A 15597-nucleotide genomic window follows, 5' to 3' on the forward strand; every position below is an offset into this window, starting at 1 on the left:
CACCCTTAAGTGACCCATGCCTGCCCCCGAGCAGGACGTACTACGCCTGTTCGGGGAACTCCCCTCGCACTACCCCTGCTTGAGGATCTCCTCGTAGAGCCGGACCGTCCGCCGGGCGACCGCGTCCCAGCCGAACTCGTCCACCGCGCGCACCCGCCCGGCCTCGCCCATGTCCCGCGCCGCCGCCGGATCGCCGAGAACCGAGTCCAGCGCTCGCGTGAGCCCTGCCTCGAAGTCGTCGTCCACGGGCACGAGTACCCCCGTTCGGCCGTCGTCCACCACCTCGGGGATACCGCCCACGGCCGAGGCCACGACGGGCGTTCCGCACGCCATCGCCTCCAGGTTGACGATGCCGAGGGGCTCGTACACCGAGGGGCACACGAAGACCGCGGCGTGGGTGAGGAGTTGGATCACCTCGGGGCGGGGCAGCATCTGCGGGATCCAGTGCACTCCCTCGCGGACGCGGCTGAGCTCCTCGAACAGGACACGGAACTCCTGGTCGATCTCCGGGGTGTCCGGCGCGCCCGCGCAGAGCACGACCTGCGCGGCGGGATCGATGTCGCGCACCGCGCGCAGCAGGTGGGGCACGCCCTTCTGCCGGGTGATGCGGCCCACGAACAGCACGTAGGGACGGGAGGTGTCGAGGCCGAGCCGGTCCAGGACGTCCGTGCCGTGGTCGGGCCGGTAGAGGCCGGTGTCGATGCCGTTGTGCACGATGTGCACCTTCGCCGGGTCCAGGGTCGGATAGCAGCCGAGGATGTCCTCGCGCATGGCCCCGGAGACGGCGATCACTCCGTCGGCCGCCTCGATCGCGGTGCGCTCGGCCCAGCTGGAGAGGGCGTAACCACCACCCAGCTGCTCGGCCTTCCAGGGGCGCAGCGGCTCCAGGGAGTGGGCGGTCATGACGTGCGGGATGCCGTGCAGCAGCTTCGCGAAGTGGCCTGCGAGGTTCGCGTACCAGGTGTGCGAGTGGACGAGTTCGCGGCCTTCGAGGGCCGAGGCCATGGAGAGGTCCACGGAGAAGGTGCGCAACGCGTCGTTGGCACCGTCGAGCGCGGGCCAGGGCCGGTGCCGGACCACCCCGCCCGTGGCGCCCTCGCCCCAGCAGTGCACGTCCAGGTCGGTGAGGGGTCTCAACTCCCGGGCGAGGAACTCGACGTGGACCCCCGCTCCGCCGTACACGTCCGGCGGGTACTCCCGGGTCAGTAGTCCCACTCGCACCCGCAACCCCCTGTCTCAACGGCTGATGCCCACATGGTCACCCAGATGTGGCGGTGGGGGAAGAGCGCGGCGCCCGCGTGAAGCAGCAGTCGCCGCACACTCCGCCGCCGGGGACCCGGTAGTAGAGGCAGCAACTGCGCCGGCGGAACGCCGTGCCGGTCAGGGTTCCGGTGTCCCGCAGGTCCGGGTGGTCGAGGAGTTCGGCGACGAGTGCGCGGGAGCGCTCGCCCACGTCCGTGCGGCCGTGGGCGCGGGCCCACGCGTCCAGCTGGCGCGCGGCGCCGGCGAGCGCCGAGGCCGCGTTGCCCCACAGCAGCCCCGCGGCGACCGGGTGCCGGGCCCGCAGCGCCGCCGCGAGGGGTTCCAGGTGGCCGTGGTGCACGAGGCGGCGGACCGTCGCCGCGTCACCGGGCAGCGCGCGCACCTGCGACAGCCACAGGTCGTCGGGCGCGCTGCCGTCCGCGTCCCAGTGCAGCAGGCGCGGGTCGAGGTCCGGCACCTGCCCGTAGAGCGCTGCCGCGCCCAGGGCCACCGACCACAGCCGGGCGGCGAGTCCCTGCTGCGCCACGGAGACCCCGATGCGCGTCTCGGGCGCACCCAGCAGCCTCACGACCTTGCCGACACGGAAGGTGAGCGGATCCGGCCCGGCGGTGACGTCTCGTGCCGCGTAGGCGTCCGCGAGCGTGGGCAGCGGCGGGCCCTCGGGGCGTGATCCCGTGCGCAGGGCGAAGAAACCTTCGAGGGAGGCGAGCCGAATGAGGTCCGAATCGAGGTTCACGAAGACCAAGTACACCAAGGGGGCATAACGGCGCCCTGAGGCGGGTTGTAGTCGGTGTCACCCCACCTGGGGAGGACAGGGGCCCGGACGTACTCCATCGGCAGTAGGACCCAATGACTGCTTTGGGACGACGACACGGGACCTTTCACAAGGGATCGTATTGACCATGGAAGCCGACCGATCGCCGCACCGGACGCTTCGCTCGCCGGAGCGGGTCCGCCACACGCTGAGGAGCGACACATGAGCGCACTCGTGCTGTCCGTGGTGCTCTCTCTCGTCTCCGCCGTCGCCTACGCCGGTGGCGCCATCGTGCAGGAACGCGTCGCGGCGACCACGCCGGACCGTACCTACGCTCCCATGCACCAGCTCGCCTGGTGGGCCGCGGTGGGTCTCAACGCCCTCGGCGGGCTGCTGCACGTCGTGGCACTGGCCTACGGGCCGCTCAGCCTGGTCCAGCCGCTGGGCGCGCTGACCATCGTGTTCGCGCTGCCGATGGCGGCCCTCTTCGTCCGCCGCAGGGCGGGCGCGACCGCCTGGCGGGGCGCGATCATGGCGACGGTCGGTCTGGCCGGGCTGCTGGCGCTGGTGGGCACGGCCGACTCGCAGTCCCTGAGCAGCACGCAGCGTGTCGTGGTGGCCCTGGTCACGGGCGGCGCGGTGGTGGCGCTGATGACGGCGGCCCGCGCGGTGCACCGGCACCCGGCCGTGCGCAGCGTGCTGCTGGCGATCGCGGCGGGTGTCGCCTTCGGTATGTCGTCGGTGTTCACGAAGACCGTCGCGGTGGACTGGACGGGCGGTGTCACGCTCGCCGACACGCCGAGTCTCGCCGTGATCGGTGTCCTCGCGACCGCCGGAATGCTGCTGTCGCAGGCCTCGTACCGGGGTGCCGGTCTGGCGGCGCCGCTGGCGACGCTGACCGTGGTGAACCCCATCGTGGCCGCCGCGGTCGGCATCACGATGTTCGGCGAGACGTTCCGCCACGGCTCCACGGGCACGGTGCTCGCGCTGGGTTGTGGAGTCGTCGCGGCCGGTGGCCTGATCCTGCTCACCACGGAGCGGATCAGCGGCTCGGAGCGTACGCGTCCGGTGCCGATGCCGGTTCCGACGGAGACCGGAGTGGCGCTCTCGGCCGCGGGTACGCCCGCGGAGGCCGTGCCGGGCCTCTTCGAGCAGGCCACCGTGCTTCCCGGCCGGCCCGTCTCCGCGGAGCGACGGATCTCCATCGGGGTCCAGGAGAAGGCGTACGCGGCGCCGGGCGCCTGGGCAGAAACGTTCGCGGCGGCCGCCGTGCGGGAGGAGAACCGCGCTCCCGCCGGAGCGCGGGAGACGGCGTTCGCCCGCAGCGGCGCACCGGAGGGCGCGCTCACGCGCGCCGACGTACCGGACGGGGCGCTCACCCCTGCCGCCGTGCTTGCCTCCGGGCGCGACGGGACCCTGGTGTCGCCGCCCGGGTCGAACGGTCCTCCGCCGCCCGGCGACGCACCGGGCGGCCTGGACGAGGCGGCGTGGCCCGGCGGCCCGTACTACGGCGGACTTCCGTACCTGCCGTTGATGCCGGCCCCGATGGTGATCCGCTCCTGCGTCAAATCCTGACGCCGCCCGCACGCAGATAGGCGATCGGGTCGACATCGCTGCCGAAACCGGGCCCCGTCCGCACCTCGAAGTGCAGATGCGGGCCCGAGCTGTTGCCCGTGGAGCCCGAGCGGCCGATGCGCTGTCCGCCGCCGACGCTCTGCCCGGCCTTCACGGAGATCGCCGACAGGTGGGCGTACTGGCTGTAGCGGCCGTCGCCGTGCCGGACCACCACCTGGTAGCCGAAGGAACCGCCCCAGCCCGCGGTCACCACACTGCCCGCCCCGACCGACATGACGGACGTGCCGGTCGGCACCGGGAAGTCGACCCCCGTGTGGTAGCCCTTCGACCAGGAGGAACCCGCCGCGTGGTACGGCGTGCCGATGCCGGCGCTCACCGGGGCGGTGAGGGTCTGCGTGGTCGACTGGGGCCTCTTCTGCGACTTCTCCGCAGTTTTCTTCTCCGGCTTCTTCTCCGGTTTCTTTTCGGGCTTCCTGGTCTCCGGCTTCCTGTCCGCCTTGTCCGACCTGTCGGCGGGGGACGCGGTGCCCGGCGCCGCCTTCGTGCGGAGGCTGAGCCGCTGGCCGGGAACGATCAGGTCGGGGTCGGCGCCGACCGCCTCGCGGTTGGTGTCGTACAACTGCCGCCAGCCGCCCGGGACCTGGCGGGCACCCGCGATTGCGGAGAGCGTGTCGCCCCGGACGACGGTGTACATCTCCGCCGTGCCGGCCCGGGACTGGGGCGTGGTCTGCGGCTGCACGTCGCGGACCGAGCGCTTCGGCGTCCCGGTGGAGGTGCCCGACGGGTTGATGTCGGGGGTGTCGCCGCCGCGTGTGAGCCCCGCCCGCACCGAGCAGGAGGGCCAGGCGCCGGGGCCCTGGCCCTTGAGGACCTTCTCGGCGACCGCGATCTGCTGGTCCTTGGTGGCGAGGTCGGCGCGTGCCGCGTAGGCCCGGCCGCCGTAGGCCTCCCAGGTGGACTGGCTGAACTGGAGCCCGCCGTAGTAGCCGTTGCCCGTGTTGATGTCCCAGTTGTTCGTGGACTCGCAGGCGGCGACCTTGTTCCAGGTGTCCACGTCGGCCGCGTCCGCGACGCCGGTGCCGATGAGAGGCATGGCCATTCCGGCACCGCCCACCGTGACCGTGAGCGAGGCGCGATTGATCCTCTTGGGCTGATACCGGCGGTGCCGACCGCGTACGGCCATGAAGGTGCCCCCTCGACAAGCGTCAGGAGCGGCAAAAGTAAACGCTGCTAACAGGCCATGACAAGGCCACAATCAGCCGCCCTGGTCCCGCCAAGTGACCAGGAACGCACCCTCGTTGGCGGCAGCCGGTGCCGATGCCCGTCTCGGGCACGGCGGCGAAGTTCGCCGGGGCACTGAGGCAGGGACGCCCTCCGCTGCGTACACACGGTCGGCAAGGCAGGATGTGAGGTCGGGAACCGGCACGTCAGGATGGTCGGTGGGGCAATACTGACGGGCAGGACCGGCACCACCGATTCAGGATCTTAGGAGCCAAACCGTATGAGCAACTCAGCGCAGATCGGCGTCACGGGACTCGCGGTGATGGGGCGCAATCTCGCCCGTAACTTCGCGCGGAACGGATACACGGTCGCCCTGCACAACCGGACGGCCGCGCGTACGCACGCGCTGGTGGAGGAGTTCGGCAGCGAGGGCGACTTCGTCGCGGCGGAGACCGCCAAGGAGTTCGTGGCCGCGCTCGAGCGGCCGCGCCGCCTCGTGATCATGGTGAAGGCCGGCGAGCCGACCGACGCGGTGATCCAGGAGTTCGCCCCGCTCCTGGAGCCCGGCGACATGATCATCGACGGGGGCAACGCCCACTTCGCGGACACCCGGCGCCGGGAGCGCGAGCTGCGCGAGCAGGGCATCCACTTCGTCGGCGCGGGCATCTCCGGCGGCGAGGAGGGCGCCCTGCACGGCCCGAGCATCGTGCCGGGCGGTCCGGCCGAGTCGTACGAGTCGCTCGGCCCGATGCTGGAGAAGATCTCCGCGAAGGCCGCCGACGGCACGCCGTGTGTCACGCACGTCGGCCCGGACGGCGCCGGACACTTCGTGAAGATGGTGCACAACGGCATCGAGTACGCCGACATGCAGCTGATCGGCGAGGCGTACCAGCTGCTGCGTGACGTGGCCGGCTACTCCCCCGCGCAGATCGCGGACATCTTCCGCACCTGGAACACCGGGCGGCTCGACTCCTACCTGATCGAGATCACCGCCGAGGTCCTGTCGCACGTGGACGCGGCGACGGGCAAGCCCTTCGTGGACGTGGTGCAGGACCAGGCCGAGCAGAAGGGCACCGGCCGCTGGACCGTGCAGATCGCGCTGGACCTGGGTGTGCCCGTGTCGGGCATCGCCGAGGCGGTCTTCGCGCGGTCGCTTTCGGGCCACAGCGCGCTGCGCGAGGCCTCGCGCGGGCTCGCCGGGCCTTCGGCGACGGCGCTGAGCGAGTCCGAGGCGGCCGCCTTCGCCGACCAGGTGGAGCAGGCGCTGTACGCGTCGAAGATCGTGTCGTACACGCAGGGCTTCCACGAGGTCTCGGCCGGCAGCGCCGAGTACGACTGGAACATCGATCTGGGCGCGGTCGCCTCGATCTGGCGCGGGGGCTGCATCATCCGGGCGGCGTTCCTGGACCGGATCCGGGCCGCCTACGACGCGCGGGCCGATCTGCCGAGCCTGCTCTCCGACGACACGTTCGCGCAGGAGATCGGGGCCGCGCAGGACGACTGGCGCGCGGTGCTGGTCTCCGCGGTGCAGCAGGGGGTTCCGACGCCCGGGTTCGCGGCGGCGCTGGCGTACTACGACGCACTGCGTGCCGAGCGGTTGCCCGCGGCGCTCACGCAGGGGCAGCGGGACTTCTTCGGCGCGCACACGTACCGGCGCACCGACCGGGAGGGCTCGTTCCACACCCTGTGGGGCGGGGACCGGTCCGAGGTGTCCGGCTGAGGCTCCGCGGGCCGCGGGTAGCGGGTACGCGAGGGGCCGGCAGCCCGGTCCCCACACCCGGAAGACGGGCGGGCGGCTCGGTGAGGACATGTCCTCACCGAGCCGCCCGCCCGTCTTCGTCGCCTCCTAGCCGAGGGGGCCCGGCTGCGGCTCCGGTGGCGGTGTCGGCTCCGGGCCCGGAGCCGGGCGCGGGGGCGCCGGGGGCTGTGGCACCGGGCTCGGGGACGGGCCGGGGGTCGGATCCGGGGCCGGCACCGGGTCAGGGAAGGGCTGCGGGCGGTCCGGGCCCGGGCCGGGCGTGGGGTCCGGCCTCACCGGGTCGGGAAACGGATGCGTCATCTTGTCCTCCAGCCAGAGGGAACGTCGGCTCTGGACTTCTCCCCCGACTACCCGGGCTCGCCGCGCCCACTCACTCCCTCGCGGGACGGACGAGGGGCTAGGTGGCTCTACCTCGTCAGGGGCGCGGGGATCCGTACGACCGGCCCCCGCGCCCGTGCAATGGGGGCACGGGCCCCGTCGGCGGCCCGGTCAGAAGAGTTCCGGACGGGCCGCGAGCCATTCCCTCGCCGCGTCCAGCAGGGCGGGGTCGGCCACCGGTGCCTCCTGTGGGTGCCGCTCGGCCCACTTCACGATGTACGGGCAGAGCGGCGCGACCGGTACGCCCTCGCGGGCCGAGAGCGCGTACAGCTCGCGGGCCAGGGAGCCCGCGATGCCCTTGCCCTCATGGGCGGGCTCCACGACGGTGTGGACCGGGACGAGGGCACGACGGGGGCTCTCGAGGACGAAGTACTCGATGCGGCCCGCCACTTCGTCACCCGAGTACGCCTCCAGGCGGCCGCCCGCCCGGTCGTCACGGACCGTGGTCCCGCTCATGGACTCTCCTCGTGGTGAGGGTCAGGCCGGGACGGCCTGCGGGCTGCGCGCCTGGTCGGATCCCGGTACCGGCTCGGACGGGTCCGTGCCGAGCGTCACGATCCGGTTGTCGCCGTCCACGTGCACGACCCGCGGCCGCAGCGCACGGGCCTCGGCGTCGGAGACCTGAGCGTAACTGATGATGATCACCAGATCTCCGGGGTGCACGAGGTGGGCCGCCGCACCGTTGATGCCGACGACGCCGGACCCGCGCTCGCCCTCGATGACGTACGTCTCCAGGCGGGCGCCGTTCGTGATGTCGACGATGTGGACCAGCTCGCCGGGCAGCAGGTCGGCGGCGTCGAGGAGGTCGGCGTCGATGGTCACGGAGCCGACGTAGTGCAGGTCGGCCTGGGTCACGGTGGCACGGTGGATCTTGGACTTGAACATGGTGCGCAGCATGAGGCGTTGCTCCCGAGGGGAAGAGGGTCGCGTCCCGGGCGGGTACGCGCCGACGCCGCCAGAGTACGGCGGCGGCGGGCGCGCTGCCTATGCCACCGCCCCTCCGGCCACAGCGATCTCGGTCACGCCGTCCCGGTCGGCGAGGTGCGGGTCGTGGTGTGCGGGCTTCGCGAACTGCGTCCGGTACAGCTGCGCGTACCGGCCGTCCGCCGCCAGCAGCTCGTCGTGCGTGCCGCGTTCCACGATCAGGCCCGCCTCGACCACGAGGATCAGGTCGGCGGCCCGTACCGTCGACAGCCGGTGTGCGATGACGATCGCGGTGCGTCCTTCCAGGGCCTCGACGAGCGCCTCCTGGACGGCGGCCTCCGAGGTGTTGTCCAGGTGGGCGGTGGCCTCGTCGAGGACGACCACACGCTGGCGGGCCAGCAGCAGCCGCGCGATGGTCATGCGCTGGCGTTCACCGCCGGAGAGCCGGTAGCCGCGCTCGCCGACCACCGTGTCGAGGCCGTCGGGCAGGGAGCGCACGAGGTCTTCGAGGCGGGCCCGGCGCAGCACGTCCCACAGTTCGTCCTCGTCGGCGTCGGGGCGGGCGAGCAGCAGGTTGTCGCGGACGGAGTCGTGGAAGAGGTGGCCGTCCTGGGTGACCATGCCGAGGGTCGCCCGCAGCGACGCGGCGCTCAGGTCGCGGACGTCGACGCCGCCGATGCGTACGGAACCCTCGTCGGTGTCGTACAGGCGTGGCAGCAGGGAGGCGACGGTCGACTTGCCGGCGCCGGACGAGCCGACGAGGGCGACGGTCTGGCCCGGTTCGGCGCGGAAGGAGATGCCGTGCAGGACCTCGGTGCCGCCGCGGGTGTCGAGTGCGGCGACCTCCTCCAGAGAGGCCAGGGAGACCTTGTCGGCGGACGGGTAGGCGAAGCGGACGTCGGTGAACTCGACGGAGACAGGGCCCTCGGGGACCGCGCGGGCGTCCGGTTTCTCCTCGATCAGCGGCTTCAGGTCCAGGACCTCGAAGACCCGCTCGAAGCTGACCAGTGCGCTCATGACCTCGACGCGGGCGCCCGCCAGGGAGGTGAGAGGCGCGTACAGACGGGTCAGGAGCAGGGCCAGCGAGACGATGGCCCCCGGCTCCAGGCTGCCGCGCAGCGCGTACCAGCCGCCAAGGCCGTAGACCAGGGCGAGCGCGAGGGCGGAGACCAGGGTCAGGGCCGTGATGAACGCGGTCTGCGCCATCGCCGTACGCACCCCGATGTCCCGTACGCGGCGGGCTCTGGCCGCGAACTCGTCGGACTCCTCACCGGGCCGCCCGAACAGTTTGATCAGTGTGGCACCGGGCGCGGAGAAGCGTTCGGTCATCCGCGTGCCCATCGCGGCGTTGAGATCGGCGGCCTCGCGCTGGAGCTTCGCCATCCGGCTGCCCACCCGGCGGGCGGGCACCACGAAGACGGGGAGCAGGACGAGCGCGAGCAGGGTGATCTGCCAGGACAGGGTGAGCATCACGGCGAGCGTGAGCAGCAGGGTCACGACGTTGCCCACCACTCCGGACAGGGTGTTGCTGAACGCGCGCTGGGCGCCGATCACGTCGTTGTTGAGTCGGCTGACGAGCGCGCCCGTACGAGTGCGTGTGAAGAACGCGACCGGCATGCGCTGCACGTGGTCGAACACGGCGGTGCGCAGATCGACGATCAGTCCCTCGCCCAGCGTCGCGGAGAACCAGCGGCTCACCAGGCCGAGCGCCGCCTCGGCGACGGCGATCACCGCGATGAGCAGGGCGAGCCGGACGACCGTCCCCTCGTCGCCGCCGGCCACGATCGCGTCCACCACGCGTCCGGCGAGGACCGGCGTCGCCACGGCAAGCAGCGCGGTCGCCACACTGAGCACCACGAACTGCACGATCCGGCGCCTGTGCGGGCGGGCGAATCCGGCGATACGGCGCAGGGTCTCGCGGGCGAAGGGCCGGCGCTCCCGCTGGGCGTTCATGACGCTGTACAACTGCGTCCAGGCTGTCGTCTCCATACTCATGGGACCGACCGTAGAACCTCGTTCAACCTTGAGGTCAAGGGGAATCCGATGACACTCACCGAACCGAACCCCCTCACCGGCGCTCCGGCTCCCGTCGAACCCGACGACCCGATGCCGTGCGCAGCGTGTCAGCCGCCGTCCCCGTGTCCGCAACCTCATGTTGGTGCGGCGTGGAAAGCCTCTCCCGGTGTGACGGTCGAACGGCTCCCCCAGAGCCTCCCCAGACGCCTTCCCATCAGGCAGATCCTGTGTCTGCTTCCGCTCGCTCTCGTGGCCGTGGTCGCGGTGCAGCACCGGGCGGTGCTGGCGGAGGGTTTCGGCCATCTCGCCTCGGCGAAGTGGCCCTGGCTGCTGGCCGCGGTCGCCGCGACGTGCCTGACGTGGGTGGCGGCCGCCGTCACCCGGCAGGGCGCGCTCGTTCAGCGGCTGCCCAAACGACGGCTGGTGGCGACCCAGTTCGCGGCGGGCGCGGCCAATCACCTCCTGCCGACGGGGCTGGGCGCGAGCGCGGTCAATCTGCGCTTCATGGCGGTGTGCGGGGTTCCGCTGGCCCGTTCGTCGGCCGCGCTGGCGCTCTACATGCTGGCGGAGTCCGTCGCGCGTGTCGGGTTGCTGCTGGGCCTGCTGATCGCCTTCCCCGACGCGTTGCGGATCGGCGAGCTCCTCCCGGACGGCGCGGTGGGCCCGCTCCTGCTCGCCCTGGGTGCGGTGGTGTGTGTCGCCGTGACGGTCCTGCTGCTCGTCGGGCGGGTGCGCGCCGTCGTGTCCACCTTCCTGCGCACCGCGCTGGGCGAGGCCCGGTCGGTGCACAGGCGGCCCGTGCGCGCGCTCGCGCTGTGGGGCGGTTCGTTCTCCTTCCCCGTGTGCCAGGCGGCCGGGTTCGTCGCGGTGGGCCAGGCGTTGGGGCTCCCGGTGCCGCCCCTGCACATGGCGCTCGCCTATCTGGCGGCCACGGTGGCCGTCGCGCTGGTGCCGACGCCGGGCGGGATCGGCTCGGTGGAGGCCGCGCTGATCGTGGCGCTGGTCGCGGCGGGCGGTCCGGCCGCGGTGGCGACGGCGGTGGTCCTCGCCTACCGCGTCATCACGGTGTGGCTGCCGCTGCTTCCGGGTGCGCTGACGCTGGGCGCCCTCGTCCGGATGAAGATCATCTGAGCGCCTCGGGCCGGCTCGGCCCCTCCCTTCGTCGCCGCGCACGGGAGGCCCGAACCGGCGTGCCGCCGTGCGGGGCGAACGGCGGCACGGGCGGGGCGCACTGCCTCATGTGTCCGCAGGGGCTGACCCAGGTGTCCGCAGGGCGGCGCGGGTTCTCGCCGGGCACGTGGGGCCGTTGAGGGTCCTGTGACTCCTGAGGAGCGTGTGCCGATGTATCCAGGCCAACTTGGCGCACGGTCCGGATGGTCCGTTCCGGCGCCGCGCCGGGACGGACGCAAGGCGGGATCGGCGCCCACACCGGCCGTCAGAGGCGCCAACAGGCCGGGATGCACGCCGAGTTGGCGGCGGTGTGCGTGGGAGATGGCCTGACCCGAGCGGCTCCGCGACAGAGCACCCGTACGTATGTAGCAAGATGAGCGGATCCCGCCGGTCGACAGTCGTCGGCTCCGGCGGGGTCGCACTTCCCGGAAATCGAGCAGCAGGTGGCCACAAGGTGACGACACATCACATACCGGGCGCACGCCCCCTTCCCGGCACGACGGGAGTCAGTCGGTGAACCGAGACCTCACTGTGCACGACTGGATCGTGGCGGGCGTCTGGCTGGCCGTCGGGCTCGCGGCGACCGTCCTGCTCCGCCTCCTCCTGCGCTGGCTGGGCAAGCACGCGACCCGGACCCGGTGGACCGGCGACGACGTCCTCGTCGACGCGCTCCGCGCGCTGGTCCCGGTCGCGGCGATCACGGGCGGGGTGGCCGCCGCCGCGGCGGCGCTGCCGCTGACCGGCAAGGTCAACCACACCGTCAACCAGATCCTGACGGTCCTGATCATGCTCGCCGCCACCGTCACCGCCGCGCGCGTGATCACCGGTCTGGTGCGGGCCGTGACCCAGTCGCGCTCCGGGGTCGCCGGATCGGCCACGATCTTCGTCAACGTCACCCGGGTCCTCGTCCTGGCCATCGGATGCCTGGTCGTCCTGCAGACCCTGGGAATCTCCATAGCCCCGCTGCTGACCGCGCTGGGTGTCGGCGGTCTCGCGGTCGCACTGGCCCTCCAGGACACCCTCGCGAACCTCTTCGCGGGCATCCACATCCTCGCCTCGAAGACGATCCAGCCCGGCGACTACATCCGCCTCACCAGCGGGGAGGAGGGGTACGTCGTCGACATCAACTGGCGCAACACCGTGGTGCGCAACCTCTCCAACAACCTCGTCATCATCCCGAACGCCCAGCTCTCCAGCACCAACATGACCAACTACAGCCGTCCGGAACAGGAGATGACCATCACTCTGCAGGTCGGCGTCGGCTACGACAGCGACCTGGAGCACGTGGAGCGCGTCACCTCCGAGGTCGTGACCGAGATCATGACGGAGATCGAGGGCGCGATGCCCGAGCACGAACCCGCCGTCCGCTTCCACACGTTCGGGGACTCGCGGATCAGCTTCACCGTGATCCTGGGCGTCGGCGAGTTCAGCGACCAGTACCGGATCAAGCACGAGTTCATCAAGCGGCTGCACAAGCGGTACCGCCTGGAGGGCATCCGCATCCCCTCCCCCGCGCGCACCGTCGCCCTCCAGCAGAACGGCGTGGCTATTCCGCCGCAGCGCGACGGGTCCCTGTCGATCCCGTAGAACATCGGGTGGGGCGGCCCGCCGGAGGCCGCCCCGGGGCCGCACGGCCGTCACGGGTGAACGGATCGGGGGACACGAGGACATGACGGTGCTCGGGGTCGACATCGGCACCTCCAGCAGCAAGGGCGTGCTGGTCGACGACAACGGGACGGTGCTCGCGACGGCTGTCCGGCCGCACACCGTCGACCGCCCGCGCCCCGGGCACGTCGAGATGGACGCGCCGGTGTGGTGGGAGGAGTTCGTCTCCCTCACCCGGGAGTTGCTCACGTCGGCGCCGGACGGCACCTCCGTCGAGTCGGTCGGCGTCAGCGGCATGGGCCCCTGTGTCGCGCTCACCGACGGGACGGGCACCCCGCTGCGGCCGGCGATCCTGTACGGCGTCGACACCCGGGCCACCGAGCAGATCACCCGCCTGGAGGCCGAGCTGGGCCGCGACGCCGTACTGCGGCGCTGCGGCTCCCTGCTGTCCACCCAGGCCGTGGGTCCCAAGATCGCCTGGCTGGCGGAGCACGAGCCCGACGTGGTCGCCCGCGCCCGGCGCCTGCACATGCCCAGCTCGTACCTGGTGCACCGGCTCACCGGGGCCTACGTGCTCGACCACCACTCGGCGAGCCAGGCCGTTCCGCTGTACGACTCCGTCGCCCAGGAGTGGTACGAACCGTGGGTCCGGCACATCGCGCCGTGGCTGGAGCTGCCGCGCCTGCTGTGGCCCGGAGACATCGCGGGGCAGGTGACGGCCGAGGCCGCTGCCGCCACCGGACTGCCCGCCGGTGTCCCGGTGATCACCGGGACCGTCGACGCCTGGTCCGAGGCGCTGAGCGTGGGGGCGCAGCACACCGGGGACCTCATGCTCATGTACGGCAGCACCATGTTCCTGATCAACACCCTGTCCGACCGCCTGCTGGTGCCCCAGCTGTGGAGCACCGTCGGCGCCCTGCCCGGTACGCGCAGTCTCGCGGGCGGCATGGCCACGTCCGGTGTGATCACGGACTGGCTGCGGGAGCTGTTCGGCACGCCCGGCCACACCGCACTGCTCGCCGGGGCCGAGGCGTCGCCGCCCGGCGCGCGAGGGCTGCTGATGCTGCCGTACTTCGCCGGCGAACGGACGCCCGTGGCCGATCCGCACGCGCGCGGCGTGATCGCCGGGCTGACGGTGGAGCACACCCGGGGCGACCTCTACCGCGCGGCCCTGGAGGCGACGGCCTTCGGTGTCCGGCACAACGTCGAGGCGATGCGGGCCGCCGGTGCGGACATCCGCCGTGTCGTCGCCGTGGGCGGCGGCACCCGGGGCGGTTTGTGGACCAGGATCGTCTCCTCGGTGACCGGTCTGGAGCAGGAGGTCAGGGCCGTCTCGCTCGGCGCGAGCTACGGCGCGGCGTTCCTGGCCGCCGACGCGGTCGGCGGCCCCCGCATCGACGTGTGGAACCCGGTGCGTGAGCGGGTCGCCCCGGACCCGCGCCTGCGCGCCCGCTACGACGAGCTGTACGACCTGTACCTCCGGCTGTACCCGGCGACGCGGGACATCTCCCACGCACTGGCGGGACACCAGCGGCGCGCCCACGGCTGAGCGTCCCCGTCCTCCCGTCCTCCCGTCCTCCCGTGGCCGCGGGCCTCGGGTGCGGAAGCCGGGTGCGGGGCAGCCGACGGCCGCACCCACCGTCAGTGCGCGGTGAGCAGTCCACGGGGCGTGTCGCTGCCCGGCGCCTGCTTCGCGCCGCCCAGGGCGGCGAGGCCGATGAAGACCATGGACGACAGGCCCGCGACCGCGAACGCGGTGAAGCCCCGGTCCCCGTGGCCGGCGGCAGGCAACCGGCCGCCGGGCCACGGGCCGAACACGGCACCGGAGCGGCCCATGCCGGACGTCCGGCCGACGGCGGTGGCGCGGCTGTCGGGGGCCGAGCGGATCGAGACCGTCGCGCAGATCATGGTCTGGGCGCTGTTGAGGAACACGCCGGTCAGGAATCCGCCCGAGGATTGTCAATAGATTCGTCGACAGCCACAGGAACCGGTGGCGTGCCGTGGGTGTGGAAGGACTCGATGGTCTTCAGACCCCAGGCCTGGCCCTTCTTCCGCTCGGCCTCGGTCCAGGTGACCAGCGGCCAGTCGGGGGCCAGTACCAGCCGGGTGAGTGGGTTGCACAGCTCGATCCGGTTGCCGCCCGGCTCGTAGACGTAGAGGAAGAACGTCTGCTGGATGGCGTGCTTGTGCGGGCCGGTCTCGATGAACACGCCGGTGTCCAGGGCGAGGTCGGCGGCGCGCAGGATGTCCTCGCGGGTGTCGGTGGCGAACGCGACGTGGTGCAGGCGCCCCTGGGAGCCGGTCCAGTCCTCGGTGTAGACGATGTCGTAAGACTTGCTGCTGAACGTCAGCCACTGGGCGGCGATCCTGCCGCTGTCGAGCCGGATCTGTTCGGTCGGGCGGGCGCCGAGGACCTCGTGGACGAAGCCGCCGTTCGAAGCCACGTCGGCGGCGAGGAAGTTGACGTGGTCCAGGCGGCGTACGCCCACTCCGTGACCGGGCTTGGCCTGCGGCTGGTTCTTCAGGCCGGGCTTCAGCCCGTCGGGCGCCCGGTACCACTCGCTCTCCCAGTAGAGGGCGATCTCGTGACCGTCGGGGTCGGTGGTGACGTACAGCGGGCCGATCCCCGGCTCGTCCTCGGCCCAGCGGCCCGGTCGGCCCGCCCTTTCGGCCTGTTCCACCCGGCGCCGAAGGGCGTCCCCGCTGGAGGCGCGCAGGGCGGTGCGGCGGATCCCGGACGTCGTGTGGGCGGTCAGGGTCAGGCTGTGGTGCTCGTAGTCGTCCCAGGTCCGCAGGTACACGGAGGCTCCGGAGCGGCCGTTCTCCGTGAGGCCGAGGTAGTCGGTGAAGAAGCGGACACTGGCGTCCAGGTCGGGGGTGAGCAGTTCGACGTGCCCGAGGTGGGCGATGTCGCCGAGCGGCGGGACCATGA

General features: G+C 72.2%; 13 protein-coding genes. 5 read left to right on the forward strand and 8 right to left on the reverse strand.

The window, feature by feature from the left end; all coding sequences use genetic code 11:
• Nucleotides 1-69 precede the first annotated feature (69 nt).
• Nucleotides 70-1221, reverse strand: coding sequence for a glycogen synthase (gene glgA, locus O1Q96_RS30880; protein WP_269251288.1), 1152 nt, complete (start codon nucleotides 1219-1221; stop codon nucleotides 70-72).
• Nucleotides 1222-1258: 37 nt separating this feature from the next.
• A complete protein-coding gene (locus O1Q96_RS30885) occupies nucleotides 1259-1999 on the reverse strand; it encodes a (2Fe-2S)-binding protein (protein ID WP_269251289.1) in 741 nt (246 codons plus the stop codon).
• 240 nt (nucleotides 2000-2239) lie between these two features.
• Between O1Q96_RS30885 and O1Q96_RS30890 the strand changes: the two genes are divergently transcribed.
• Nucleotides 2240-3592 (forward strand): DMT family transporter, encoded by a 1353-nt coding sequence (locus O1Q96_RS30890; RefSeq protein WP_269251290.1) that lies wholly within the window; start codon nucleotides 2240-2242, stop codon nucleotides 3590-3592.
• Here the strand turns inward: O1Q96_RS30890 and O1Q96_RS30895 are convergent.
• Nucleotides 3582-4775: a transglycosylase family protein gene (locus tag O1Q96_RS30895; RefSeq protein WP_269251291.1), complete on the reverse strand. Its 1194-nt coding sequence runs from the start codon at nucleotides 4773-4775 to the stop codon at nucleotides 3582-3584. The genes O1Q96_RS30890 and O1Q96_RS30895 overlap by 11 nt on opposite strands.
• A 318-nt stretch (nucleotides 4776-5093) precedes the next feature.
• Here O1Q96_RS30895 and gndA point away from each other — a divergent pair, with 318 nt between their 5' ends.
• The gene (gene gndA, locus O1Q96_RS30900; protein WP_269251292.1) at nucleotides 5094-6533 is read left to right on the forward strand and encodes an NADP-dependent phosphogluconate dehydrogenase; all 1440 of its coding nucleotides are present in this window, start codon (nucleotides 5094-5096) and stop codon (nucleotides 6531-6533) included.
• Nucleotides 6534-7061: 528 nt separating this feature from the next.
• On the opposite strand, the gene O1Q96_RS30905 is transcribed toward gndA, so the two are convergent.
• The 3 genes from O1Q96_RS30905 to O1Q96_RS30915 form a co-directional block, all read right to left on the reverse strand.
• Nucleotides 7062-7406 (reverse strand): GNAT family N-acetyltransferase, encoded by a 345-nt coding sequence (locus O1Q96_RS30905; protein ID WP_269251293.1) that lies wholly within the window; start codon nucleotides 7404-7406, stop codon nucleotides 7062-7064.
• 21 nt (nucleotides 7407-7427) lie between these two features.
• Nucleotides 7428-7847 (reverse strand): aspartate 1-decarboxylase, encoded by a 420-nt coding sequence (gene panD, locus O1Q96_RS30910; RefSeq protein WP_217458795.1) that lies wholly within the window; start codon nucleotides 7845-7847, stop codon nucleotides 7428-7430.
• Nucleotides 7848-7934: 87 nt separating this feature from the next.
• Complete coding sequence (locus tag O1Q96_RS30915) at nucleotides 7935-9863, reverse strand: ABC transporter ATP-binding protein (RefSeq protein WP_269253786.1); 1929 nt, start codon at nucleotides 9861-9863, stop codon at nucleotides 7935-7937.
• Nucleotides 9864-9980: 117 nt separating this feature from the next.
• On the opposite strand from O1Q96_RS30915, the gene O1Q96_RS30920 reads away from it, so the two are divergent.
• The 3 genes from O1Q96_RS30920 (at nucleotide 9981) to O1Q96_RS30930 (ending at nucleotide 14214) form a co-directional block, all read left to right on the forward strand.
• Nucleotides 9981-11021, forward strand: a complete 1041-nt coding sequence (locus O1Q96_RS30920; RefSeq protein WP_269253787.1) for a lysylphosphatidylglycerol synthase transmembrane domain-containing protein — start codon at nucleotides 9981-9983, stop codon at nucleotides 11019-11021.
• Between the two features lie 552 nt (nucleotides 11022-11573).
• On the forward strand, nucleotides 11574-12647 hold the full coding sequence (locus O1Q96_RS30925) for a mechanosensitive ion channel family protein (protein WP_269251294.1): 1074 nt from the start codon (nucleotides 11574-11576) through the stop codon (nucleotides 12645-12647).
• An 82-nt stretch (nucleotides 12648-12729) separates the two neighbouring features.
• Nucleotides 12730-14214: an FGGY-family carbohydrate kinase gene (locus tag O1Q96_RS30930; protein WP_269251295.1), complete on the forward strand. Its 1485-nt coding sequence runs from the start codon at nucleotides 12730-12732 to the stop codon at nucleotides 14212-14214.
• A gap of 92 nt (nucleotides 14215-14306) precedes the next feature.
• Here O1Q96_RS30930 and O1Q96_RS30935 read toward each other — a convergent pair whose 3' ends face one another.
• Both O1Q96_RS30935 and O1Q96_RS30940 read right to left on the reverse strand, forming a co-directional pair.
• Nucleotides 14307-14597 carry a hypothetical protein gene (locus O1Q96_RS30935; RefSeq protein WP_331276077.1) on the reverse strand — a complete coding sequence of 97 codons (291 nt, stop codon included), beginning with the start codon at nucleotides 14595-14597 and terminating at the stop codon, nucleotides 14307-14309.
• Between the two features lie 5 nt (nucleotides 14598-14602).
• Nucleotides 14603-15595 carry a catechol 2,3-dioxygenase gene (locus O1Q96_RS30940; RefSeq protein ID WP_269251296.1) on the reverse strand — a complete coding sequence of 331 codons (993 nt, stop codon included), beginning with the start codon at nucleotides 15593-15595 and terminating at the stop codon, nucleotides 14603-14605.
• Nucleotides 15596-15597: the final 2 nt, after the last annotated feature.

The organism is Streptomyces aurantiacus, from assembly GCF_027107535.1.
Lineage (GTDB): Bacteria > Actinomycetota > Actinomycetes > Streptomycetales > Streptomycetaceae > Streptomyces.